The 24,088-nt window shown below is 69.4% G+C and carries 27 protein-coding genes; 1 reads left to right on the top strand and 26 read right to left on the bottom strand.

Going from position 1 to position 24,088, the window contains the following annotated elements:
* Positions 1-53 precede the first annotated feature (53 nt).
* The 25 genes from HWD93_RS07510 to HWD93_RS07630 form a co-directional block, all read right to left on the bottom strand.
* The gene (locus tag HWD93_RS07510) at positions 54-644 is read right to left on the bottom strand and encodes an adenylate kinase (RefSeq protein WP_070417689.1); all 591 of its coding nucleotides are present in this window, start codon (positions 642-644) and stop codon (positions 54-56) included.
* Positions 641-1,963 (bottom strand): preprotein translocase subunit SecY, encoded by a 1,323-nt coding sequence (secY, locus tag HWD93_RS07515; protein ID WP_022906357.1) that lies wholly within the window; start codon positions 1,961-1,963, stop codon positions 641-643. Before secY ends, HWD93_RS07510 begins: the two co-directional genes overlap by 4 nt.
* 146 nt (positions 1,964-2,109) lie before the next feature.
* On the bottom strand, positions 2,110-2,574 hold the full coding sequence (rplO, locus tag HWD93_RS07520) for a 50S ribosomal protein L15 (protein ID WP_022906356.1): 465 nt from the start codon (positions 2,572-2,574) through the stop codon (positions 2,110-2,112).
* A complete protein-coding gene (rpmD, locus tag HWD93_RS07525) occupies positions 2,571-2,756 on the bottom strand; it encodes a 50S ribosomal protein L30 (protein ID WP_022906355.1) in 186 nt (61 codons plus the stop codon). The genes rplO and rpmD overlap by 4 nt, the downstream gene beginning before the upstream one ends.
* Positions 2,756-3,556, bottom strand: a complete 801-nt coding sequence (rpsE, locus tag HWD93_RS07530) for a 30S ribosomal protein S5 (protein ID WP_070417687.1) — start codon at positions 3,554-3,556, stop codon at positions 2,756-2,758. Before rpsE ends, rpmD begins: the two co-directional genes overlap by 1 nt.
* A complete protein-coding gene (rplR, locus tag HWD93_RS07535; RefSeq protein ID WP_031261773.1) occupies positions 3,553-3,927 on the bottom strand; it encodes a 50S ribosomal protein L18 in 375 nt (124 codons plus the stop codon). The genes rpsE and rplR overlap by 4 nt, the downstream gene beginning before the upstream one ends.
* A 2-nt stretch (positions 3,928-3,929) precedes the next feature.
* Complete coding sequence (rplF, locus tag HWD93_RS07540) at positions 3,930-4,466, bottom strand: 50S ribosomal protein L6 (RefSeq protein WP_031261772.1); 537 nt, start codon at positions 4,464-4,466, stop codon at positions 3,930-3,932.
* 6 nt (positions 4,467-4,472) lie between these two features.
* Positions 4,473-4,871, bottom strand: coding sequence for a 30S ribosomal protein S8 (gene rpsH / locus HWD93_RS07545; protein ID WP_022906351.1), 399 nt, complete (start codon positions 4,869-4,871; stop codon positions 4,473-4,475).
* Positions 4,872-5,024: 153 nt separating this feature from the next.
* Positions 5,025-5,615 (bottom strand): 50S ribosomal protein L5, encoded by a 591-nt coding sequence (gene rplE / locus HWD93_RS07550; RefSeq protein ID WP_022906350.1) that lies wholly within the window; start codon positions 5,613-5,615, stop codon positions 5,025-5,027.
* Entirely contained in the window at positions 5,615-5,974 is a 360-nt protein-coding gene (gene rplX, locus HWD93_RS07555) for a 50S ribosomal protein L24 (RefSeq protein ID WP_022906349.1), read from the bottom strand. Before rplX ends, rplE begins: the two co-directional genes overlap by 1 nt.
* A gap of 3 nt (positions 5,975-5,977) precedes the next feature.
* Positions 5,978-6,346, bottom strand: a complete 369-nt coding sequence (rplN, locus tag HWD93_RS07560) for a 50S ribosomal protein L14 (protein ID WP_017885523.1) — start codon at positions 6,344-6,346, stop codon at positions 5,978-5,980.
* Positions 6,347-6,377: 31 nt separating this feature from the next.
* Positions 6,378-6,662 carry a 30S ribosomal protein S17 gene (gene rpsQ, locus HWD93_RS07565; protein ID WP_022906348.1) on the bottom strand — a complete coding sequence of 95 codons (285 nt, stop codon included), beginning with the start codon at positions 6,660-6,662 and terminating at the stop codon, positions 6,378-6,380.
* Positions 6,662-6,982, bottom strand: coding sequence for a 50S ribosomal protein L29 (gene rpmC, locus HWD93_RS07570; RefSeq protein ID WP_022906347.1), 321 nt, complete (start codon positions 6,980-6,982; stop codon positions 6,662-6,664). The genes rpsQ and rpmC overlap by 1 nt, the downstream gene beginning before the upstream one ends.
* Positions 6,982-7,401: a 50S ribosomal protein L16 gene (rplP, locus tag HWD93_RS07575; RefSeq protein WP_022906346.1), complete on the bottom strand. Its 420-nt coding sequence runs from the start codon at positions 7,399-7,401 to the stop codon at positions 6,982-6,984. The genes rpmC and rplP overlap by 1 nt, the downstream gene beginning before the upstream one ends.
* 2 nt (positions 7,402-7,403) lie before the next feature.
* Positions 7,404-8,201, bottom strand: coding sequence for a 30S ribosomal protein S3 (gene rpsC, locus HWD93_RS07580; protein WP_022906345.1), 798 nt, complete (start codon positions 8,199-8,201; stop codon positions 7,404-7,406).
* Positions 8,201-8,593 (bottom strand): 50S ribosomal protein L22, encoded by a 393-nt coding sequence (rplV, locus tag HWD93_RS07585; RefSeq protein ID WP_022906344.1) that lies wholly within the window; start codon positions 8,591-8,593, stop codon positions 8,201-8,203. Before rplV ends, rpsC begins: the two co-directional genes overlap by 1 nt.
* A 25-nt stretch (positions 8,594-8,618) precedes the next feature.
* A complete protein-coding gene (rpsS, locus tag HWD93_RS07590) occupies positions 8,619-8,900 on the bottom strand; it encodes a 30S ribosomal protein S19 (protein ID WP_022906343.1) in 282 nt (93 codons plus the stop codon).
* A gap of 11 nt (positions 8,901-8,911) precedes the next feature.
* Positions 8,912-9,751, bottom strand: coding sequence for a 50S ribosomal protein L2 (gene rplB, locus HWD93_RS07595; RefSeq protein WP_070417686.1), 840 nt, complete (start codon positions 9,749-9,751; stop codon positions 8,912-8,914).
* 18 nt (positions 9,752-9,769) lie between these two features.
* Positions 9,770-10,069 (bottom strand): 50S ribosomal protein L23, encoded by a 300-nt coding sequence (gene rplW, locus HWD93_RS07600; protein WP_022903283.1) that lies wholly within the window; start codon positions 10,067-10,069, stop codon positions 9,770-9,772.
* Positions 10,066-10,725 carry a 50S ribosomal protein L4 gene (gene rplD / locus HWD93_RS07605; RefSeq protein WP_070417685.1) on the bottom strand — a complete coding sequence of 220 codons (660 nt, stop codon included), beginning with the start codon at positions 10,723-10,725 and terminating at the stop codon, positions 10,066-10,068. The genes rplW and rplD overlap by 4 nt, the downstream gene beginning before the upstream one ends.
* 2 nt (positions 10,726-10,727) lie before the next feature.
* Positions 10,728-11,381: a 50S ribosomal protein L3 gene (gene rplC / locus HWD93_RS07610; protein WP_070417684.1), complete on the bottom strand. Its 654-nt coding sequence runs from the start codon at positions 11,379-11,381 to the stop codon at positions 10,728-10,730.
* A gap of 13 nt (positions 11,382-11,394) precedes the next feature.
* Positions 11,395-11,703 carry a 30S ribosomal protein S10 gene (gene rpsJ, locus HWD93_RS07615; RefSeq protein ID WP_022903286.1) on the bottom strand — a complete coding sequence of 103 codons (309 nt, stop codon included), beginning with the start codon at positions 11,701-11,703 and terminating at the stop codon, positions 11,395-11,397.
* Between the two features lie 521 nt (positions 11,704-12,224).
* A complete protein-coding gene (locus HWD93_RS07620; protein ID WP_070417683.1) occupies positions 12,225-13,037 on the bottom strand; it encodes a DarT ssDNA thymidine ADP-ribosyltransferase family protein in 813 nt (270 codons plus the stop codon).
* A gap of 80 nt (positions 13,038-13,117) precedes the next feature.
* Positions 13,118-14,095 carry a DNA topoisomerase IB gene (locus tag HWD93_RS07625; RefSeq protein ID WP_071295234.1) on the bottom strand — a complete coding sequence of 326 codons (978 nt, stop codon included), beginning with the start codon at positions 14,093-14,095 and terminating at the stop codon, positions 13,118-13,120.
* Between the two features lie 95 nt (positions 14,096-14,190).
* The gene (locus HWD93_RS07630; RefSeq protein WP_261646487.1) at positions 14,191-22,800 is read right to left on the bottom strand and encodes an isopeptide-forming domain-containing fimbrial protein; all 8,610 of its coding nucleotides are present in this window, start codon (positions 22,798-22,800) and stop codon (positions 14,191-14,193) included.
* Between the two features lie 255 nt (positions 22,801-23,055).
* Here HWD93_RS07630 and HWD93_RS07635 point away from each other — a divergent pair, with 255 nt between their 5' ends.
* Positions 23,056-23,622 (top strand): GNAT family N-acetyltransferase, encoded by a 567-nt coding sequence (locus HWD93_RS07635; RefSeq protein ID WP_229085544.1) that lies wholly within the window; start codon positions 23,056-23,058, stop codon positions 23,620-23,622.
* Positions 23,623-23,720: 98 nt separating this feature from the next.
* Here HWD93_RS07635 and HWD93_RS07640 read toward each other — a convergent pair whose 3' ends face one another.
* Complete coding sequence (locus HWD93_RS07640; protein WP_229085545.1) at positions 23,721-23,978, bottom strand: Rv0909 family putative TA system antitoxin; 258 nt, start codon at positions 23,976-23,978, stop codon at positions 23,721-23,723.
* Positions 23,979-24,088: the final 110 nt, after the last annotated feature.

Consider the following 24,088-nt stretch of genomic DNA (forward strand, 5'->3'; position numbering starts at 1 on the left):
GCTCGTCCGGCGTCTTGTAGATCGAGGGCTTGCGGAACCGCACCACGCTGGCGTCAGACGCCCGCGGTCAGCCCACGCGAGGACAGCGCGGCCTGGATCCGATCGCCGACCTCGTCGATGCCACCGAGGCCGTCGACGTCGACGACGAGCCCACGCTCGCCGTACGCCGCCACGATCGGAGCGGTCTGCTCGGTGTAGACCTGCTGCCGACGACGGATGGTCTCCTCGTTGTCGTCGCTGCGGCCCTGTTCCTCGGCGCGCTTCAGGAGGCGGCCGACGAGCTCGTCCTGGTCGGCGACGAGCTGCACGACCGCGTCGATGCCGGTGCCCTGCTCGGCGAGGAGCGCGTCGAGGTACTCGACCTGACCGACCGTGCGGGGGTAGCCGTCGAGCAGGAAGCCGTTCTCGGCGTCGGCCTCGTGCAGGCGGGACTTCACCAGCTCGTTCGTGAGCGAGTCGGGGACGTAGTCGCCCGCGTCCATGATCGCCTTCGCCTGGACGCCGAGCGGGGTGCCCTCTGCGACGTTCTTGCGGAAGATGTCACCCGTCGAGACGGCGGGGATCCCGAACGCGTCGGCGATGCGACCGGCCTGGGTGCCCTTCCCGGCTCCGGGAGGTCCGACGATGATGAGACGTGCGCTCAACGGAGAAGCCCTTCGTAGTGACGCTGCTGCAGCTGCGAGTCGATCTGCTTCACGGTCTCGAGGCCGACACCCACGATGATGAGGATGCTCGCGCCACCGAACGGGAAGTTCTGGTTCGCACCGAAGAACGCCAGCGCCGCCAGCGGGATCAGGGCGATGAGACCGAGGTACAGGGAGCCGGGCAACGTCACCCGGGTGAGAACGTAGTCGAGGTACTCGGCCGTCGGACGACCGGCCCGGATGCCCGGGATGAAGCCGCCGTACTTCTTCATGTTGTCGGCGACCTCTTCGGGGTTGAAGGTGATCGCGACGTAGAAGTACGTGAAGCCGACGATGAGCAGGAAGTACAGGACCATGTAGAACCAGTTGTCACCCGAGGTCAGGTTGTTCTGGATCCAGGTCACCCACGCCGCCGGCTCGCTACCGTCGGAGGGCTGGTTGAACTGCGCGACCAGGGCCGGCAGGTACAGCAGCGACGAGGCGAAGATGACGGGCACGACGCCGGCCATGTTCACCTTGATCGGGATGTACGTGTTGTTGCCGCCGTAGGTGCGGCGACCGACCATGCGCTTGGCGTACTGCACGGGGATGCGCCGCTGCGACTGCTCGACGAACACGACGGCCATCATGATGACCAGGCCGACGAGGATGACGAACAGGAACAGCTCGAAGCCGTTCGACTGCTCGATCGCCCAGAGCGCCGAGGGGAACTGCGCCGCGATGGACGTGAAGATGAGGAGCGACATGCCGTTGCCGATGCCGCGCTCGGTGACGAGCTCGCCCATCCACATGATGAGGCCGGTACCGGCGGTCAGGGTGACGACCATGAGCATGATCGCGTACCAGCTGTCGTTCGAGATGATCGACGAGCAGGAGGCCGAGGCGTTGGTGCCGAACAGGGCGCCGGAGCGGGCGACCGTGATCAGGGTGGTGGACTGCAGCACGCCGAGCGCGATGGTGAGGTAGCGCGTGTACTGCGTCAGCTTCGCCTGACCGGACTGCCCCTCCTTGTAGAGGGCGTCGAAGTGCGGGATGACCACGCGGAGCAGCTGCACGATGATCGACGACGTGATGTACGGCATGATGCCGAGCGCGAAGACCGAGAGCTTCAGCAGCGCGCCGCCGGAGAACAGGTTGATCAGGTCGTACAGGCCCTGCTGCGACGAAGCGCTGGCGAGACAGGTCTGCACGGATGCGTAGTCGACGAACGGCGCGGGGATGTACGACCCCAGGCGGAACAGCGCGATGATCGCGAGGGTGAAGCCGATCTTCTTGCGAAGATCTGGGGTGCGCATGATGCGCGCGACCGCTCTGAACACGAGGACTCCGAACTTCTGGGACCGGCGGCCCGTCGAGGGGCCGTCACCGGTGTGGTCGGCAGGACCGACCTGGCCGGCGGACGCCGACCACTGTCAAGGAAACCGTAACGGCGGCCCGTGCGCAAACGCACGGGCCGCCGACGGGGTTACTGGGAGACGGTGCCGCCAGCAGCCGCGATCTTCTCGGCGGCGGACGCCGAGACCTTGTCGACCGAGACCGTGAGCTTCACGCTGATGTCACCCTGACCGAGAACCTTGACCTTCTCGTTCTTGCGGACGGCGCCCTTGGCGACCAGGTCCGCGACGGTGACGTCGCCACCGTTGGGGTAGAGCTCCGCGATCTTGTCCAGGTTCACGACCTGGTACTCGACGCGGAACGGGTTCTTGAACCCGCGGAGCTTCGGGGTGCGCATGTGCAGCGGCATCTGCCCACCCTCGAAGCCGACCTTGACCTGGTAACGAGCCTTCTGGCCCTTGGTACCACGGCCGGCGGTCTTGCCCTTGGAGCCCTCACCACGACCGACGCGGGTGCGAGCCTTCTTGGCGCCCTCTGCCGGACGGAGGTGGTGCAGCTTCAGGACCTGCACGCGCTCGTTCTTCTCGTCGCTCATGCGTCGACCTCCTCGACCTTCACGAGGTGCGCGACCGTCGCGACGTACCCGCGGTTCTGGGCGTTGTCCTCACGCAGGACCGTACGGCCGATGCGCTTGAGACCCAGGCTGCGGAGCGTGTCGCGCTGGTACTGCTTCTCGCTGATAACGGACTTCGTCTGCGTGATCTTCAGCATCGCCATCACGCACCTGCCTTCTCGGACGCGGCACGCAGAGCAGCGGCCTCGGCCTGGAGCAGACGGTCCGGGACGACCCGGTCGACGGGGAGACCGCGACGGCTTGCGACCGCACGGGGCTCCTCGAGCTGCTGCAGCGCCGTGACGGTCGCGTGCACGATGTTGATGGTGTTCGACGAACCGAGCGACTTGCTCAGGACGTCGTGGATACCGGCGCACTCGAGGACGGCGCGGACCGGACCACCGGCGATGACACCGGTACCGGCAGCGGCCGGACGGAGGAGCACGACGCCGGCAGCGGCCTCGCCCTGCACCGGGTGCGGGATCGTGTTGCCGACGCGCGGGACGCGGAAGAAGTTCTTCTTCGCTTCCTCGACGCCCTTCGAGATGGCGGTCGGGACCTCGCGGGCCTTGCCGTAGCCGACACCCACGAGACCGTTGCCGTCACCGACGACGACGAGCGCGGTGAAGCTGAAGCGACGACCACCCTTGACGACCTTGGAGACGCGGTTGATGGTCACGACGCGCTCGAGGAACTGGCTGTCGCCACCCCGACCGTTGCGGTCGTTGCCACGGCCGCCACCCTGCTGACGGTCGCGACCGCCACCACGGCGGCCACGGTTGTCGGCGGAGTCGCGGTTGTTCGATGCCGAACCGGCTGCGGTCTCGACGGGGCGCTCGACGACGGGGACCTCGGGCTCCTTGGCCGCGGGGGCCGTGGTGCTCGTGGCCTCGGCCTCGGTCGCCTCAGCGGCCTCGGTCGTTTCGACGTTGGCGTCTTCGTTCGTGTTCGCGATGTCGCTCACAGGTTCAGCCCTCCTTCACGGGCACCATCGGCGATCGCGGCGACGCGACCGGCGTACTTGCTACCACCGCGGTCGAAGACCACGGCCTCGACGCCAGCGGCCTTCGCGCGCTCGGCGAGGAGTTCGCCGACACGACGGGCCTTGGCGGTCTTGTCGCCGTCGAACGTACGGAGGTCGGCCTCCATCGTCGACGCGCTGGCCAGCGTGTGGCCCTTGGCGTCGTCGATGACCTGGACGAACACGTGACGCGCCGAACGGGTGACAGCGAGACGCGGACGGGCCTCGGTGCCGGTGATCTTCTTGCGGAGGCGGTTGTGACGGCGCGCCTTGGCGGCCGACTTGCTCTTGCCTCGTGTCTTGAGGAGACCCATGATCACTTACCTGACTTTCCGGCCTTGCGGCGCACGATCTCGCCGGCGTAGCGGACACCCTTGCCCTTGTAGGGCTCGGGCTTGCGCAGCTTGCGGATGTTTGCAGCGACCTCGCCGACGGACTGCTTGTCGATGCCGTTGACGGTCAGCTTGTTGTTGCCCTCGACGGCGAAGCTGATGCCCGCGGGCGGCTCGACCGTGATCGGGTGGGAGTAGCCGAGCGCGAACTCGACGTTGTTGCCCTTCGCCTGCACGCGGTAACCGGTGCCGACGACCTCGAGGCCCTTGGAGTAGCCCTGGGTCACGCCGACGATGTTGTTCGCGATGAGGGTGCGGGTCAGGCCGTGCAGCGCACGCGAGCTGCGCTCGTCGTCCGGACGGGTGACGAGGACCTGGTTCTCCTCGACCTTGGCCTGGATGGGCTCGGCGACGACGAGCGCGAGCTCGCCCTTCGGGCCCTTGACCGCGACGTTCTGACCATCGATGGAGACGGTCACGCCAGCGGGGATGTCAATGGGAAGACGTCCGATACGAGACATTGTCGATCACCACACGTAGGCGAGGACTTCCCCACCCACGCCCTTCTGCTCGGCTTCACGGTCGGTGAGCAGTCCCGACGAGGTCGAGAGGATCGCCACGCCGAGGCCACCGAGGACCTGGGGGATCTCCGTCGACTTCGCGTAGACCCGGAGACCGGGCTTCGAGACGCGCTTGATGCCGGCGATCGAACGCTCGCGCTCGGGGCCGTACTTCAGGTCGATCGTGAGGGTCTCGCCCACGCGGGCGTCCTCGATCTTCCACTCGCTGATGTAACCCTCGCGCTTGAGGATCTCAGCGATGTTCTTCTTCAGCTTGGAGCTGGGAAGCGAGACGGCGTCGTGGTGCGCCGAGTTCGCGTTCCGCAATCTGGTCAGCATGTCTGCGACCGGATCGGTCATCGTCATGATGGTCGTCCATTCTTCGCCTGGTTTCGACACCCGTTCCACGAATGCCGACCTGAGCGATCGGGTGATCCTGGGGCGATTCCCCTGGATCGGTGTGTTCGTGCGTGCGGGCCGGAGGACGTGAATCCTCCGGCCCGCACCGCCCGAAGTATCTTAGACCGTCTGCTCGGCAGAACGGAACGGGAACCCGAGCTGGCGGAGCAGCGCGCGGCCCTCGTCGTCCGACTTCGCGGTGGTCACGACGGTGATGTCGAAGCCACGCACGCGGTCGATGCGGTCCTGGTCGATCTCGTGGAACACGGACTGCTCCGTGAGACCGAACGTGTAGTTGCCGTTGCCGTCGAACTGCTTGTCGCTGAGACCGCGGAAGTCGCGGATGCGGGGCAGTGCGAGGGTCACGAGACGGTCGATGAACTCCCACGCGCGGTCACCACGGAGGGTGACGTGCGCGCCGATGGCCTGGCCCTCACGCAGCTTGAACTGCGCGATGGACTTGCGGGCCTTCGTGACCTGGGGCTTCTGACCCGTGATCGCCGTGAGGTCCTTGATGGCCCCCTCGATGATCTTCGAGTCGCGAGCGGCCTCACCGACACCGGTGTTCACGACGACCTTGACCAGGCCGGGGACCTGGTTGACGTTCGCGTACCCGAACTGCTCGGTGAGGGCAGCCTTGATCTCGTTCTTGTACTTCTGCTTGAGGCGCGGCTCGACCTTGGTCGCCGGCGCGGCAGTCGTGTCGGTCATCAGAGCTTCTCACCCGACTTCTTGGCGTAGCGGACTCGGACGGTCTTCTTGACGCCGTCCTTCTCCACCTCTTCGTTGCGGAAACCGACGCGGGTCGGCTTCTTGGTCTTCGGGTCGACGATGGCGACGTTCGACACGTGGATCGGAGCCTCGTGCTGCTCGATGCCACCGGTCTTCGAGCCGCGCTGCGTCTGGCCGACGCGGACGTGCTTCGTGACGAAGTTCACGCCCTCGACGACGACGCGGTTCTTGTCCTTGAGGACCTCGATGACCTTGCCCTGCTTGCCACGGTCACCGCCGCGCTCCTGCTTGGCACCCGTGATGACCTGGACCAGGTCACCCTTCTTGATGTTCGCCATGGCTTACAGCACCTCCGGCGCGAGCGAGATGATCTTCATGAACTTCTTGTCACGGAGCTCGCGACCGACCGGACCGAAGATGCGCGTGCCGCGCGGGTCGCCGTCAGCCTTGAGGATCACTGCCGCGTTCTCGTCGAACTTGATGTAGGAGCCGTCCTGACGACGGGTCTCCTTCTTGGTGCGAACGATGACCGCCTTGACGACGTCACCCTTCTTCACGTTGCCGCCGGGGATGGCGTCCTTCACCGTGGCGACGATGACGTCACCGAGACCGGCGTAGCGACGACCCGAGCCACCGAGCACGCGGATGGTCAAGATCTCCTTGGCACCCGTGTTGTCGGCGACCTTGAGGCGGGATTCCTGCTGAATCACTGCTGTCTCCTATTCCGAAGCAGGCCGGGGCCTACTTGGCCTTCTCGAGGATCTCGACCAGGCGCCAGCGCTTGGAAGCGCTGAGGGGACGGGTCTCGCTGATCACGACGAGGTCGCCGACACCAGCGGTGCCGAGCTCGTCGTGGGCTTTCACCTTGGACGTGCGACGGATGATCTTGCCGTAGAGCGCGTGCTTCACGCGGTCCTCGACCTCGACCACGATGGTCTTGTCCATCTTGTCGCTCGTGACGTAGCCACGACGCGTCTTGCGGTAGCCGCGAGCGGAGGCGGCGGAGGTCTTCTCTTCGTTCGCCATTACTTCTCCTCGGCGGTCTCGGCCTCGGCCGACTCAGCCGGCTTCTCAGCCTTCTTGGTCGTCTTCTTGGCCTTGGGGGCGGTCTCGACGGGCGCGGGAGTGGCACGGATGCCGAGCTCGCGCTCGCGGAGGACGGTGTAGATGCGAGCGATGTCGCGCTTGACGGCACGGAGACGACCGTGGCTCTCCAGCTGGCCGGTGGCCGACTGGAAGCGGAGGTTGAAGAGCTCCTCCTTGGCCTTCTTCAGTTCGTCAGCAAGACGCTCGTTCTCGAACGTGTCGAGCTCCGTCGGACGGAGCTCCTTGGAACCGATCGCCATTATGCGTCGCCCTCCTCGCGCTTGATGATGCGTGCCTTGAGGGGCAGCTTGTGGATTGCACGGGTCAGCGCCTCACGGGCGATGTCCTCGTTGACGCCGGAGAGCTCGAAGAGCACACGGCCCGGCTTGACGTTGGCGACCCACCACTCGGGGGAACCCTTACCGGAACCCATGCGGGTCTCGGCGGGCTTCTTCGTGAGCGGACGGTCCGGGTAGATGTTGATCCACACCTTGCCGCCACGCTTGATGTGACGCGTCATGGCGATACGAGCGGACTCGATCTGACGGTTGGTCACGTAAGCGGGCGTCAGCGCCTGGATGCCGTAGTCACCGAACGACACCTTGGTGCCACCGGTGGCCTGGCCCGAACGCTTCGGGTGGTGCTGCTTGCGGTGCTTGACTCGACGGGGAATAAGCATGGTTACGCCTCAACTCCTGCGCCGGCCGGCGCGTCCTGCGGGGCCTGCTGCTGACGGCCGCCACGGTCGCCGCCACGGCGGTCGCCGCGCTCGCCACGGGGGCCGCCACGACGCTCCGGGCGCGACGAACGCTGGTTCGCCTGCTCGCGAGCGAGCTCCTTGTTCGTGATGTCGCCCTTGTAGATCCAGACCTTCACGCCGATGCGGCCGAACGTGGTCCGGGCCTCGTAGAAGCCGTAGTCGATGTTCGCGCGGAGCGTGTGCAGGGGCACGCGGCCCTCGCGGTAGAACTCCGAGCGCGACATCTCGGCGCCGCCGAGACGACCCGACACCTGGATGCGGACACCCTTGGCGCCGGCGCGCTGTGCACCCTGCAGGCCCTTGCGCATGGCGCGACGGAACGCGACACGAGCGGAGAGCTGCTCGGCGATGCCCTGCGCGACGAGCTGGGCCTCGGTCTCGGGGTTCTTGACCTCGAGGATGTTGAGCTGGATCTGCTTCTTGGTGAGCTTCTCGAGCTCGCCACGGACGCGCTCCGCCTCGGCGCCACGGCGACCGATGACGATGCCCGGACGCGCGGTGTGGATGTCCACGCGGACGCGGTCACGGGTGCGCTCGAGCTCGATGCGGGCGACGCCGGCGCGGTCGAGGGTCTTCTTCAGGTACTCGCGCACCTTGATGTCCTCGGCCACGTAGTCGGCGTAGCGCTGACCCGGCTTCGTGCTGTCGGTGAACCAGTGCGAGACGTGGTCCGTCGTGATCCCGAGACGGAAGCCGTACGGGTTGACCTTCTGGCCCATTACTTGCTCGCCTTCTTGCTCGTCGCGGCAGCCTCGACCTCATCCGGCGTCGCGAGGACGACCGTGATGTGGCTGGTGCGCTTGTTGATGCGGAAGGCGCGGCCCTGGGCGCGCGGCTGGAACCGCTTCAGGGTCGTACCTTCGTCGACGAAGACGCGGCTCACGTAGAGGTCGCGCTCGTCGAGGAAGCTGTTCGTCGAGTCCGCCTTGACCCGTGCGTTCGCGATCGCCGAGGCGACCAGCTTGTACACGGGCTCCGAAGCGCCCTGGGGGGCGAACTTCAGGATGGCGAGGGCCTCGTGGGCCTGCTTGCCGCGGATCAGCTCGATGACGCGACGGGCCTTCTGAGGCGTGACGCGGATGTGTCGCACGCGTGCGATCGACTCCACCATTTCGTTCCTCCTCTGCGTCGCCGCCTTAGCGGCGACGGCCCTTCTTGTCGTCCTTCACGTGACCACGGAAGGTGCGGGTCGGCGCGAACTCGCCGAGCTTGTGACCGACCATCGACTCGGTGACGAACACCGGGATGTGCTTGCGGCCGTCGTGCACGGCGATCGTGTGCCCGAGCATGTTCGGGATGATCATCGAGCGACGCGACCAGGTGCGGATCACGTTCTTGGTGTTGGCCTCGTTCTGCGTGACGACCTTGCGGAGCAGGTGCTCGTCGACGAAGGGGCCCTTCTTCAGACTGCGTGGCATCTTCTGAACTCCTACTTGCGCTTCTTGCCGGCGTTACGGCGACGGACGATGAGCTTGTCGCTCGGCTTGTTCGGCTTGCGCGTGCGACCCTCGGCCTGACCCCACGGGCTGACCGGGTGACGGCCACCGGAGGTCTTGCCCTCGCCACCACCGTGCGGGTGGTCGACCGGGTTCATCGCGACACCACGCACGGTCGGGCGGACGCCCTTCCAGCGCATGCGGCCGGCCTTGCCCCAGTTGATGTTCGACTGCTCGGCGTTGCCGACCTCGCCGATCGTGGCGCGGCAGCGTGCGTCGACGTTGCGGACCTCGCCCGACGGCAGACGGAGCTGCGCGTAGGGGCCGTCCTTGGCGACGAGACGCACCGAGGCGCCGGCCGAACGCGCGAGCTTGGCGCCGCCACCGGGGCGGAGCTCGATCGCGTGCACGACGGTACCCACGGGGATGTTGCGCAGCGGCAGGTTGTTGCCCGGCTTGATGTCCGCGCCGGCGCCCTGCTCGATGACGTCGCCCTGCTTGAGCTTGTTCGGCGCGATGATGTAGCGCTTCGTGCCGTCCACGTAGTGCAGGAGCGCGATGCGCGCCGTGCGGTTCGGGTCGTACTCGATGTGCGCGACCTTGGCGTCGATGCCGTCCTTGTCGTGACGACGGAAGTCGATCACGCGGTACTGACGCTTGTGGCCACCACCGATGTGACGGGTGGTGATGCGGCCGGAGCTGTTGCGGCCACCGGTCTTCGGCAGCGGACGAAGCAGCGACTTCTCCGGCGTCGAACGGGTGATCTCAGCGAAGTCGGCGACCGACGAGCCGCGACGACCGGGGGTCGTCGGCTTGTAGTTACGAATAGCCATGATTTATCCCTCTGGTCCTCAGCCGACAGCCGTGAAGATGTCGATCGAACCGGACTTGAGCGTCACGATGGCACGCTTGGTGTCCTTGCGCTTGCCCATGCCGAAGCGCGTGCGACGGGTCTTGCCCGGACGGTTCAGCGTGTTGATGCTCGCGACCTTGACGTCGAAGATCTTCTCGATGGCGAGCTTGATCTCGGTCTTGTTCGAACGGGGGTCCACGATGAACGTGTACTTGCCCTGGTCGATCAGGCCGTAGCTCTTCTCCGAGACGACCGGCGAGATGATGATGTCGCGCGGGTCCTTGTTGAAGCCGCTCATGCGGAGATCTCCTTCGCGGTCTTCGACGCGATGAAGGCGTCGAGTGCGCTCTTGCTGAAGACGAGCGCGTCGGCCTTGAGCACGTCGTAGGCGTTGAGCTGGCCGTACGAGAGCGCGTGGACGTTCGGCAGGTTGCGGATCGACTTGAGCGTGAGCTCGTCGTCCTGCTCGAGCACGACGAGCACGTGCTTGACGGGCGCGACCTTCTCGATGAGCGTGCGGGCGGTCTTGGTCGACGGCACCTCGGCCGCGACGAAGCCCTCCACAGCGGAGATGCGGCCACCGCGGGCGCGGTCCGAGAGCGAGCCGAGCAGAGCAGCGGCGATCATCTTCTTCGGGGTGCGCTGCGAGTAGTCGCGCGGGGTCGGTCCGTGGACGACGCCACCGCCGGTGTGCTCCGGAGCGCGGACCGAACCCTGACGGGAGCGGCCGGTGCCCTTCTGCTTGAACGGCTTGCGACCAGCACCGCGGACCTCGCCGCGGTTCTTGGTCTTGTGGGTGCCCTGACGCGCGGCTGCGAGCTGCGCGGTGACGACCTGGTGGATCAGCGGGACGTTGGTCTCGACGTCGAAGAGCTCGGCGGGGAGCTCGACGGTGCCGGACTTGACGCCCGATGCGTCGAGGACGTCGATCGTGGTTGCGGTCGTGGTGGCCATGATCACTTACCCTTCACGGCGGTGCGGACGAAGACGGAGCGACCGCGAGCACCGGGGATCGCGCCCTTGACGAGCAGCAGACCCTTCTCGGCGTCGACGGCGTGCACCGTGAGGTTGAGGACGGTCACACGCTCGCCACCCATGCGACCCGCCATGCGCATGCCCTTGAAGACACGCGACGGGGTCGACGAAGCACCGATCGAACCGGGCTTGCGGTGGTTGCGGTGGGCACCGTGCGAAGCGGACACACCGGCGAAGCCGTGGCGCTTCATGACACCGGCGAAGCCCTTGCCCTTGGAGGTGCCGACGACGTCGACCTTCTGGCCCGCCTCGAACGTGTCGACGGTGAGCTCCTGGCCGAGCGTGTACTCAGCGGAGTCGTTGGTGCGGATCTCCGTGAGGGTGCGGCGCGGGGTGACCCCGGCTGCCTCGAAGTGGCCGGCGGCCGGCTTGTTGACCTTGCGCGGGTCGATGGCGCCGGCGGCGATCTGGATCGCCTCGTAGCCGTCGCGCTCGACGTTGCGGATCTGGGTGACCACGTTCGGGCCGACCTCGATCACGGTGACGGGGATGAACTTGTTGTTCTCGTCCCACACCTGGGTCATCCCGAGCTTCTTGCCGAGGAGGCCCTTGACGGTCTTGGTTGAGTTCGCCATCAGTCCAGCCCCCTTACAGCTTGATCTCGATGTTGACGTCGGCCGGGAGGTCGAGTCGCATGAGCGAGTCGACGGCCTTCGGCGTCGGGTCGACGATGTCGATGACCCGCTTGTGCGTGCGCTTCTCGAAGTGCTCGCGCGAGTCCTTGTACTTGTGGGGAGAACGGATCACGGTGACCACGTTCTTCTCGGTGGGGAGCGGCACCGGGCCGACCACGGTCGCACCGGCACGGGTCACCGTGTCGACGATCTTCCGGGCCGACGTGTCGATGACCTCGTGGTCGTACGACTTGAGCCGGATGCGGATCTTCTGTCCCGCCATGTGTCTCTTTGTCCTCTCTGCGCCGCGCACCCTCGGGCCGCCTGACGCCGCCGCCACCGTGCATTCCTGCAGGGCTTGGCTGTTTTCTGTGAACCAACCGGCCGCATCCGCTGGGGATGACCGCTGTTCTCGTGTCAACCGCGCGGAGCGACCTGGGCCGTTCAGCGTGGGCATGTCGTCTCCCGCACGCTCTGGGCACAGCAGTGCCCGTCACGCTTGGTGGGGAGTCGATCGTGTTCTGCTGCCTGCGGCCCAACCCAGCCCTGCTGGACAGGGGGGTTGTGCACTGCCAGAGCAGTGATCCTGCGCACGCGAACGCGCGCGGAATTTCGGAACCGGACAAGTCTCGCATAGGCACGGCATCCGTGCAACCCGGGCGTGTCGCGAATCACGGGCGTGTCGGGATCGGCCCGCTTCCCCGGATCCACGCGGATCGAGGGCCAGGAGGCGCGGGTCGCCCCCGACGCACGACGTGCCCTCCGGAGCCGGTCCGGGGGGCACGTCGCAGGGGTCGGTCGGGACTACTCCGCGACGACCGGGGGGACGAACCACGGGGGGAAGACCGCGACCCGGGGAGCGTGTCCGCCGTGGTCCTTGAGCACGGCCTTGACCGTCTGGCGGACGCGGTCGTTGGGGACACCGATGACCGCGACGGCGGAGAACGGCACGCTCGGGCCGGCGAGCAGCTCGAGGCCGAGCATCTCCGGGTCGGTGAAGTCCGTGCGACGGATGAGGTTCGTCGCGGCCTCGGGCCCGACGGCGAACCGGACGTCCTCGGCGTCGGCGTCCTGGTCGGCGACGATGACCGACGCCCCGAAGGCCGACACCGGCACGACGAGCATGATGTACTCCGTCGCCCGGGTCCGGCGGGCCGCGTCGGACCACCGCTCGCCCTCGGCGCCGGTGCGCAGCTCGTCCCAGCGGGTCGCGTCGGGCGACAGCGTGAACGGCACGTGCGCGGCGACCGGGGAGCCGTCGGGGGCGTGTGCCTCGGCGCGGGCGGCCCGGGCAGCGGCGGAGGCGACGTCGACGACCGGCGTCACGGCGTCCGACGCGAGGATCGCACCGGACCCCACGATGTCGTCGAGGTTGTCCACGTGCGTCACGTGGTGCGCGCGGAGCGAGGCGAAGTCACGCGCCTCGGGCAGGTCGGGCACCGGGGACCGCAGCGAGGACGCCGGGGTCGCCGCCTGGCCGGGCACGGTCCGGAGCGAGGTGGTGATCCGGGTGCGGCGCGGGGTCGGGGTGGTGGGGAGTTCTGCGGCCTCGCGCTGCCGTGGCGCGCAGATGTCGCAGAGTTCGGTGGGGAATCCGTGGATGCACTCGTCAGTCACGACTGGTGGGGTCCTTCCGTGCCCGGGTGGGGGTGTTCGGGCACGAGGTCCAACGGTACGTCATCCCGGCCCCTTCCCGGTCACTGTCGGTAGAGCAGTGCGCGGACCTCCGACTCGGCCGCGTGCGTGCGGTCGGGGTCGATGGTCTCGCCGTGGTCGTAGGCGTCGAGCAGGCGCGGGTCGATGTAGCTCTGCCGGCACACCGTCGGGGTGTTGCCGAGTTCCTCGCTCGCGACCTTCACCGCGTGCGACACCGCCTTCTTCCGTTTCGCCACGGACGACTGCGGTCCGGTCGCCGCGAGGTCGACCGCGGCGGCGACGGTGCCGTGCAGGGTGCGGAAGTCCTTCGCGGTGAACTCGTCACCGGCACGTTCCTTCACGTACTCGTTGATGTCCTCGGCGGAGAGGGGCTCCCACTCGGCGCCCCGGCGCGCACGGAACGAGAGCAGCCGGGCGTTCGGTCCGCGCCGCTTCATGCCCGCGATGACGGTCGCGAGGTCGGGATCGTGGATCGAGGAGGACCACTCCTGGCCGCTCTTGCCCGGGAAGTCGAGCTCGATGTCGTCGCCGGAGACGTGGGCGTGCGCGCACAGCAGGGTGGACAGGCCACGGCTGCCGTGCTCGGTGGCGTACCGCTCCGACCCGACCCGCAGGGAACCCTGGTCGAGCATCCGGAAGGCCGCCGCGAGGGCACGCTGCCGGTCGGGCTCCGGCCGCCGGAGGTCCATGGTGACCCCGCGTCGTGCGACCGGCAGGGATTCGGCGAGCGCCAGCGCACGGTCGTACTTGATCCGGTCCATCCGTTCGCGCCAGGACGGGTGGTACATGTACTGCCGCCGACCGGCGCCGTCGACGCCGGTCGCGAGCACGTGCCCGTTGTCGTACGGCGAGATCCACACGTCGTCCCACGCAGGCGGGATGACGAGGTCCTCGAGGCGCTGCCGGACGGCGGCGTCGGTGACGGTGGTGCCGTCCGGGTCGCGGTAGGAGAAGCCGCGCCCGCTGCGGACGCGGTGGTAGCCGCGACCGTTGGTCGCGGAGCGGCGGAGACGGGTCACGCTCTCGATGCAACTCGCCACCGCCTGTGACCCGGCCCGGCGACGGACGGGAGGGACGGTGCCAGCCGGCACCGCGCCTCCCGTCCGTCAGGTGGTCACGCTCGGCGACGTCGGCGCGTCACCAGCAGGACGCCACCGGCCGCCATCGCGAGGAGCGCGATCAGCGCACCGATGCCGAGTCCGGCCGCACCCGTGAAGGCGAGCTCGCTCGCCGACTCCGGTGCGTCGCGCACCGGGGCCGGGTCGCTGGCGCGCATCGGGTCCGTCGGGCTGGCGGATCCCGCGACCGGCACCACCTGCGTCGTCGGCGACTCGACCGTGGCGACGTTCGTGATGCGGTCCGGTGCGTCCGTCGCGACCTTCGCCGTGACCTGGAACGCGACCTTCCCGTCGACGGCGAGCGGACCCGTCAGGGTGCAGGTGACGATCTTCCCGGTGGTGCAGGTCGCCGCCTTCGCGTCGTTCACGCTCACCAGGGTGAGGCCGGCTGGCAGACGGTCCGTGACGACCACGGGACCCGGGTCCTCGGTGGGGCCGTCGTTGCGCACCGTGATGGTGTACCCGACGGTCTCCCCACGGACCAGCTGCCCGGTGTGCGTCTTCGTGACTGCCAGGCTCGACGCGGGGTCGACGGCCAGCTCGTCCGAGTCGTCGTTGTCGGCGAGCGTCGTCTCGGTCGTGCTCGTCGCCACGGTCGCGCTCGGCTGCACGCCCGGGTAGGCGGCGGCCGTCGGCGTCTGGTGCACCGTGATCGCCGGGGCGAGCGCGCCCGCCGGCAGCGTGCCCGCGAGGGCGAACGACACCGTGGTCGAGCCGTCGGCGTTCTTCGTGACGGACGTGACGGTCCACGCGGGGTCGGCCTCGGCCCCGACGTACGTCAGGCCCTTCGGCAGCGTGTAGGTCGCGGTGACCGCCGCGGCGTCGGAGAGGCCGACGTTCCGGACCTGGATGGTCTCCGGCAGGTCCTTGCCGATCACCGCGGTGCCGTCGTGCCCGATCGTGATGGCCACGTTCGCCACCTCGTCGACGTCGAGGGGGCTCGTCACCGGCTCGTCGTTCGTGCCGACCGGCGGGTTGGTGCCCTGGCCGGTGATCACCGCGCGGTTCTCGATCGTGCCGGCGGTGTGGCCGGACGCGAGCTTCGTGGTGATCCACAGGCCGGGGGCGTCCGTCCCGGCGACGATCGTCGTCGGGAGCGAGCACGTCACCAGGGCCGGGTCGGTCGTGCCGTCGCAGGTCCACACCGATCCGTCGCTCGAGGCGCCGGTGAACGTCAGCCCCTCGGGCAGCTGGTCGGTGACGACCGTGGTGGGCTGCTCGTCCGACGGACCCTCGTTGCTGACCTGGAGCAACCAGGTCTGCTCGGCGCCGGCGGTGACGCGCTTCGCGGCCGTCGTCGACCCGGGCTTCTCGACCGGGGTCTTGGTCAGGCGGAGCGCAGCGTGCGTCGTCACCGTGACGTCGTCACCGGCGGTGTCGTTCGTCGGGTCCGTGTCGGGCGTCGCACTCGACACGACCGCGGTGTTGCGGAGCGTGCCGGCCGGGGTGCCGGACGCGATCGAGGCGGTCACGTGGAACACCGTGGTCGCACCGTTCGCGACCACGTCGGTCGACCAGGTCCTCGGATCCGCGCCCTGCTCCCAGGCCGTGTCGTCCGTCGTGACCTTCGTGACCGTCATCCCCGCGGGCGGGGTGTCGGTCCACGTGACGTCCTGCGCGTCCGAGGGGCCGTCGTTCGTCACGGTGACGTCGTAGGTGACGGTCGTGCCGGCGTCGGCGCTCGGGGCGCTCGTGCGCTGCTTCGTGATCGACAGGTCGGCGTGCGTGGTGACGTCGACGGTCGCCTCGTCGTGCGCGGTCGGGCCGGTGGCCGTGACGGGCGCCGCGGTCGCGGTGTTGACGATCGACGATCCCCGGAAGGACGCCGGCACGTGCACGGTCAGGACGATCGTGTTCGGGTCGGTCGCGCCCGCCGCGATCCCGTCGGCGCTCGACAGGGTGAGCACGCCGTCCTCGTTCGACTCGAGCGTCCAGTGCTGCTGGGTCGCCGCGGTCAGCCCGCGGAACTCCACGCCGGCCGGGAGGGTGTCCTGGACGCGGACGCTCGGCGAGGTGCCGTCACCGGCGGGCAGGTCGGACGGGCCGGTCGGGTTCGCGACCGTGATCGTGTAGGTGACGTCCTTCCCGGCGTCGACCGTCTCGACGTCCGCGGTCTTCGTCACCGACAGGCCGGCGGTCTGGGTGGCGTCGCTGCGGCCCTGCGCCTCGGCGGGCGCCGCGTTGTCGGCGGTCACCACGGCCGTGTTCAGCAGGGTGCCGGACATCGACGACGGGGTCGTCACCGTGATGGTGAACGACGTGCTCTTCCCGGCGGCCAGGGTGCCGTCGAGCGCACAGGTCACGTCGTTCCCGTCGGCGGCGGGTGCGGTGCAGGTCCAGGCGCCGTCCGTCTGGGTGATCGTGTCGGTCGCCTCGTCGACCGGCCCGTCGGCGCTGAGCCGCGTGCCGGACTCGAGCGTGTCCGAGACCCGGACCGTGCGTGCGTCGGCCGTGCCGGTGTTGGTGACCCGGATGGTCCAGTCCGCGGACTCGCCCGCGACCAGGGCCGCGCGGTCGGTCGCGTCCGGCGCGGTCTGCGCCGTCGAGCCGAACGCCTTGGCGATCGTCAGCGAGGTCGTGTCGTCCACGCCGGTGGTCGCCTCCGCGTCGTCGTTCGACGAGGTCGGGTCCGTCGTGCGCGTCGGGTCGACCGCGACGGCCGCGGCGTTCACGATCGACTGCGAGGCGGTGACGTCCGGGTGCACGGTCGCGGTGACGGTGATCGCGCCGGCGGTGGTGCCGTTCGCGAGGCCGTCGCGCGTGCACGTCACGGTGTCGTCGTCCGTGGCGCAGGTCCACGCGGGGTCGTCCGAGGTCGCACCCACGAGGGTCACCGTGTCGGGCAGCGTGTCCGTGACGGTCACCGTGCCCCGTGCATCCGAGACGCTCTGGGTCGTCGGGTCGGTGCGGTTCTCGACGGAGAGGTTCCACGAGATCGTCCGGCCGGCCTGCACCGTCTCGGAGGGACCGGTCTTCGTGATCGCGAGGTCGGCGATCGCGACCGGGGTCACGCTCGCGGTGTCGCTGTCGTTCCCGCTCTCCGGGTCGAAGGTCTGGCCCGTGCCCTGGTGGATCGTGGCGGTGTTGCGGACGGCGGTGAGCGGCGCGTCGGCCGGCAGCGTCAGCGCGACGTCGAGCTCGGGGAACGAGTCGCCCGCCGCGACGGTGGCGCCGTTGACGCAGGACCACGTGCCGTCGTCCGGCGTGCAGGTCCAGCCGCTGCCCGTGAAGGCCAGCGCCGAACCGGTGGCCAGGCCCGTCGGGGCGTCCACGACGGTCGTGCCGTGCGCGGCGTCGGGGCCCGTGTTGGTCACCCGGATGGTCCAGGCCTTCGCGGTGGTGGCACCGGCGACGACCTTCGACGTCGTGGCGGTCTTCGTCAGGGCGAGGTCGGCCGCCGCGATCCGTGCGGTCGCGGTGGCGTCGTCACCGCCGTTCGGGTACGAGACGAAGGAGCCCTTCGCCGAACCGGTACCGCCCGATGCGCTCGTCACCGTCGCCGTCACGTGGTTCGTGTGGGCGATCGAGGTACCGGCGCCGGGGTCCGTCGTCGCACCGGTGCCGGGGACGGCGCGGTAGTGCAGCACGAGGGACCGGTCGGCACCGAGCGCGCCGAGGTCCGCCCACGTGAGGGTCGTCCCGCCGCCGCTGCGCGTCGGGTCGGCCACGGCGGACGCGGCACCGCCGTCACGTGCGACCGTCGCGCTGCCGGACACGTACGACCAGTTCTCCGGCAGGACGTCCTGCACGCGCACCGACGCGGCAGCGCTCCCGGTGTTCGAGAACGTCACGCTGAAGTCCGAGGCAACGCCCACGTAGGAGAGCCCGCCGATCGTGTCGTTCGACTTCGTCACGGCCACGCGGGGGAACGACGGCGTGACGCTCGCGGTCGCCCGCGCTGCAGCGTAGTCCGCTCCGCCCGAGGCGAGGGAGTGGTAGACGCCGGTCGATGCCGTGTTCACCAGCGGGCTGCCGGAGAGGGTGGCGTCCTCGGCGAGCTTCGCCGCGTAGGTGTGGGTGACCGTCGCGCCGGCTCCGATGACCGCCGTCGGCCAGGTGATCCGCCCGCCGCCGCAGTCCGCGTCGGCGGCGATCTCCGCACCGTCGGCGGTGAGCGACGCGCGGTCGACCGTGATGCCGTCCGGCACGCAGTCGGTGACCGGGGTGCCGTAGGCCGGCGAGCCCGAGTTCGTCACGGTCACCCGGTAGGTGATCGTCTGGCCCGGCTCGACGTTCATCGTCGTGGACGTCTGCGAGCCCACCGTCGCGGTCTTCGCGATCGCGAGCGACGGCGCGACGACACTGCCGTTCGCAGCGTTCGACGTGACCGACGCGTCGGACGGCGCCGCGCCCTTGCTCGTGCGGTTCCACGCGAGGGTGGCGGTGTTCGCGAGCCCCGTGCCCGCGACCTGGTCGGTGCCGACCGTGACCGGGATCGACGTCGTGATCGTCACCGGGTGGTCGATGCCGGTCGGGATGTCCGACAGCCGGACCACGACGGAGGCACCGTCGACCGAGGGGGTCGCGGTCACGGCGTCGTCGGAGCTCGTCACGGTCGGCGTGCCGGTCGCGGCGGTGCCCGCGGGCAGGACGTCCGTGATCCGGGCGTCGTAGAGCGCGACGTTCGCCGGGATGGTGGTCGTGATCGTGTAGGTCGCGCCGTCACCGGGGCGGACCTGCAGCGCAGCGGTGCCCGACGGATCCGTGCTGGCGGTTCCGGTCGACGCCCCCGTCCCGGGGTTCCACGTCGGTGCCGTCAGCCGCTTGGTGACGGAGGGACCGGTGACGGTGACGTCGTCCGTGTCGCTCGCGAGCTGCACGTACGAGCTGTTCGCCGTCGCGTAGTCGGTCGTCAGGCTCGACGCCAGCACGCGCGCGGTGTTCCGGTAGGTCTGGCCGGCGGGAGCGTCCTGCTTGACCGTCGCGACGACCGTGATGGTGGCGGACGCTCCGGCGGCGAGGACGCCGTCGCTCGTCGCGTTCCACACGTGCAGCGTGGTGCCGGTCGGGCAGCTGCCGAACGCTGCGCGCTGCGCGGAGGTCGGGGTGGTCTCGGCCGCCGAGCTCGACGTGAGGGTCAACGCGTCCGGGAAGCAGTCGCCGACGAGGGTGGACCGTGCGTCCGCGCTCGTGGCCGTGTTCGTCGTCCTCAGGGTCCACGTGACGGTGTCGCCACCGGCGACCGTGCGGCCACCGAGGTCGTCGGACTTGTCGATCGCGACGGCCGGGGCCTGCACGGTCACCGTCTTCGACGCGGTCGCGGTGTACGCCGTGACGCCGGAGGGCTTCGAGGTGAAGGTGGCCGTGTTCTTCGGTGCCGCGGTCGTGAAGCCCGTGCCGTCCGACGCCGGGTACGTCCCGACGCCCGCGGTCGCGCGGAGCCCGGTGACGACGACCTCGAACTTCACCGGCGCACCGGTCGTGTTGTCGAACGTCGCCGGGAAGAGGACGGCGCCGGCGCCGTTGGCGTTGCCGGTCCCGGTGAGCGTGAACGTCTGCCCGCCGTACGTCCCGGTGACGTCGGTGCCCTGCGCACTCGCCGGCACCGTGATGGTCGTCGCGTCCGGGAAGGTGAGGGTCCACGAGGTGGCAGCCGTCCGGCCGACGCCCGTCGGCAGCGGGTCGGTCAGGGTCGCGTTCGCCGCGCTCGTGCGGTCAGCGATCGTCGCCGAGTACTTGTACCCGAGCGTCTGACCGGGGGCGGCCGCGTCACCGGACAGGTTCGTCAGCGTCGAGTCGGCGACCGCTGCCCCGGACTTCGCGACCGTGACACCGGGGATCGCGACCGAGCGGTTCGCGTCGGCCTGCGGTGCGGTGCCCTGACCGGCCGCGGGGGTGGAGGACGCGGTGGCGTTGGTCCCGCGCTTCGGGATCCACGTGGTCGTGGCACCGGAGTCCGTCGCGGTCGTGAAGGAGACGACGGAGGAGTAGTTGGGGAACGTGGTCCCGACGTAGCCCGGCGACGGGGTCTGGACGTCGTACGTCAGGCTCTTCGTCGTGCTCGCGGCGATCGACGGGATCGTCCAGGTGAGGTACTGCACACCCGTGAACTTGGTCGCCGCCCCGGTGGGCGCCGCACCGCAGGCGCCTTGGTCGGAGATGTTCGTGACCATCGCACAGGTCACCTTCGACGGAAGGGCGTCCCAGACGGTGACGCTGCCGATGGCCGACGTCGTCCCCGTGGCCGGGGTGTTGCCGACGTTCAGCCGGTAGCTGAGCACCTGGCCCTCGGTGGTGGTGGTGGGGTTGGACACCGTGGTGCTGTCCGCCTTGACGATGTCCTTCGCGAGCGTCGCGGTCGGGGTGCCGGCGACCGTGTAGCCGACCGAGGACCGCAGGCTCGTCACGGAGCCCTTCGTGTTCTGCTGCGCGAACTTCATGAGGTTGTCGACGAGGTCGACCTTCGTGCTGCTCGAGCCCTGCGTGCTGATGGTCGCCGCGACGTAGAGGACGAGGCGCACCGCCTGGCCGTCACCGTCGACGTAGGTGCCACTCGCGCCGGACATCGTGTGACCGACCGCGAACGACGCCGTGGTCGCGCTCGACGACTTCAGCGTGACGTCCGATGCGGGGACGGAGCTCTCCGACCCGTAGGTCCAGTCGGTGCCCTCCGTCCACGTCGCACCGGCCGCGGTGGTACCGACCGGGAGCATGTCCGTGATCGTCGCGTTGCGGCTCTGGACACCGGCCGGGAAGTCCACCTGCAGTCGGAAGCAGACGACGTCGCCGAGCTGGAACGGGGCGGTGGGGGTCGTCGTCTGGTACCCGGTGCGCGTCGTCGCGGTGCAGTCGGCGGAGTTCCGCACGCCGTCGCTCGAAGCGCGCGGCAGCACGGACTTCGCGATGCTCGGGGAGTTCGACACGATCGTCGCCGCGGAGTCGTCGACGACCGCCGTCGAGCCGGTGTCACCGTGGACACCGGTCGAGGTCCCCGCGATCCGGACCTTGTTCGTGAAGTCGTCGCCGGCGGCGGTCGGGCCGCCCGAGCCGGTGACCGAGTACTTGTCCCGCATGAGCGCCTTGTACGAGACCGTGACCGAACCGTCGGTGGGCAGGTCCGCGACGTGGAAGGTCATCGTGAACGTACCCGCCGCGGCGTCGTAGGCGACCTGGTCGACCGTCCCGTTCGTCATCGGCTGGTTCAGCGCGCTGACGGTGTTCGGATCGCAGTCCGCGGGGATGGTCCCGGTGGTCTTCGTCCCCGCGGGGAACGCCGGGCAGAGTCCGTCCGGGATCGTGTCGGTCAGCGTGATGCCGGCGGACGACTCGTACTCGCTCGTGCGGATCAGGAGCGAGTACGTGGCCTGCTGGCCCGCGGCGAAGACGTTCCCGTCGACGGGCGTGGTCACGGACTTCGCCACCGCGAGGTCCATCGCCTCGACGGTCATCGACGCCGTCGAGCTCTGCGCCGACGTCGCCGTTCCGTCGACCTTGCCGGTGTAGGTGCCGGCAGCGGTGACCGTGTTCGTCTGGCCGCGGCCGTTCGACGTCGTGTCCGAGGTGTTCTGCCTGGTCGACGCGCCGGTGTTGTTGTCGAGGTTCGCCGTGCTGGCCAGCGCGGCCGTGGTCGGAGCGGCGGGCGTCTGGCTGCCGGTGGCGAAGGTCATGGTGTTCTCGCGCAGCGGCACGGCGGCGAGGTACTGGATCGTCACGGGCGCGTTCGTCAGCTGGCCGAGGTTCCAGACCACCTTCGTGAACACGGCCGTCCCCTTGCCCGGGACGTTGTTCACGGTCGTGACGCTCTGGGGCGTGAGGCAGTTCGCCGGCGTCAGGGTCCCGGACGCCTTCGCCGCGGTCGCTGCCGTGAGGTCGGGCGCTCCCGCGTACTCCGGCCCGGAGGTCGTGTTGTCGACCGCGCCGCACTGCAGGAACTCGAGGCCCGCCGGCAGGTAGTCCGTGACGGTCACGCCGTTGCTCGGCGCGGTCGAGGTGTTCTGCACCGTCAGCGTGTAGACCGTCGGGTGGTCGTGGACGCCGCGGACCAGCTCGTTCTCCGGGCTGGCCTCGGCCTTCGTGACCTTGATCGCGGCGATCGCGGTCGTGGTCGACTTCGCCGTGGCGGCGTTCGTCGCGTTGGTCGCCGGGGCACCCGTCGTCGGGTCGAACGTCGGCACGTTCCGCGCGTTCCCGCTGCCGGCGACCTGGACCGTCCCGGCGAACGACGAACCCACCGGGTAGGTCGTCGTCGAGGGCTGGACCTGGAAGGTGATCGACTTCTCGTCACCCGCGACGAGGTCGGACACGTTCGAGAAGACCAGGAGCAGGCCGCCTGCCGTCGGGGTGCTCGTGGTCGGGTCCGGCAGCGCGACGCCCGATGCCTTCGCCGAACCGGCGACGTAGGTCACTCCGGCCGGCAGCAGGTAGGAGTACCCGAGGTTGTAGAGCGGTGTCCCGCCCGACGCCGGCGTGCTGTTCGTCGCCGTGAGCGTGACGTTCACCGGGTCCCCGCTCAGCGCCGTGGCCGGAGCCTTCGCGGTGACCGTCACGACCGAGTCCGCCGCCGCGGGCTGCGCGACCGCCAGGACCGCGAGGAGTCCGGCGAGGAGCGCCGTCACGACGAGCATCGCCAGGGCGCGCGGACGGGCGGGGAACAGGGCAGGACGCATCGGGTGTGCTCTCGGGTCGTCGTCGGGCGACGCCGAGCACAGCGCAGCGATGCGGCACCGTCCGGGCAGGGATCCCTGGGCGCGCGTGCGTGGGTGTTCGGGTCACCACGAGAGGCCGGGTCGGCCTCGCGACTCCACGGTATCGAGTCGCGGGAAACCGCAACAACACCCCGAGTGGGGTACATCGCGTCCCACCTTGTGGGGACAACTGCGCCGGTCCTCCCAGGAGGCCTCCGGCACGTCTACGCTGCCGCCATGGCGTCGTACACCGTACGTCCTCTCGACGCGTCCACGTGGGACGCCTTCGACGAGCTCTGCCGCACGAGCGACGGCTTCCCGAGCGGCTGCTTCTGCATCGGCTTCCACGACGAGGGGCCGACACGGGACGCCGCGTGCAACCGGGAGCGCAAGTACGCGCGCGTCCTCGCCGGCACCACGCACGCCGCGCTGGTCCTCGACGGGGATCGGTGCGTCGGCTGGTGCCAGTACGGGCCGGTCTCCGAGGTCGTCCGCATCAAGAACCGTCGCGTGTACGACCGGACGCACGTCGGTCCGGATCCCGCCTGGCGCATCGGCTGCACCTACGTCCGCGCCGGGTACCGCCGACAGGGGGTCGCCACCGAGGCGCTCGGCGGTGCGCTCGCGCTCATCGCCGCCGCCGGCGGCGGGACCGTCGAGGGCTACCCGGAACCCGCCGGGACGGTACCGGCCGGCTTCCTCTTCCACGGCGCGCTCTCGACGTTCGAGCGGTTCGGGTTCGCGCGCCAGCGCGCGATCGGCAAGCACCGCTGGGTCGTCGCCACGACGGTCGAACCGGCCTGACGATCGGGCCGGCCTGACGATCGGGCCGGGCCCGAGACGGCACTGGAGGCGCTGCGCACGTCGTGCGCAGCGCCTCCAGTCCGTCGTCGGCGTCGGACCTACTCGCCGTTGTCGCCGATCCTGTCGTCCAGGTCCTGCGCGGTCTTGTCGATCTGCTCGTCGAACTTGCCGCCCGTGACCTTCTTGATGCCGTCGGCGAGGCCGTGGATGATCTTGTCGGAGACGTCCTCCGCTTTGTCGCTCTGCAGCGCCTCCTCGATCTTGTCCTTGTTCTCGTCCACGAACGCCTTCGCCCGGTCGGTGACCTCCTCCGCCTTGGCGGAGACGTTCTTCTGGATGTCGTCGAAGCCGGCCATGCTGCCTCCCTACCGGCCGGAGGTGACCCGGCCGCTCGATGGCCGGTCGATCCGGCCGCTTGGCCCACATCGTGCTCCGATCCCCGCGATCTGTCCGCCGAACGCGAGCG

Source organism: Curtobacterium sp. C2H10 (genome assembly GCF_025407985.1).
Classification (GTDB): Bacteria; Actinomycetota; Actinomycetes; order Actinomycetales; family Microbacteriaceae; genus Curtobacterium.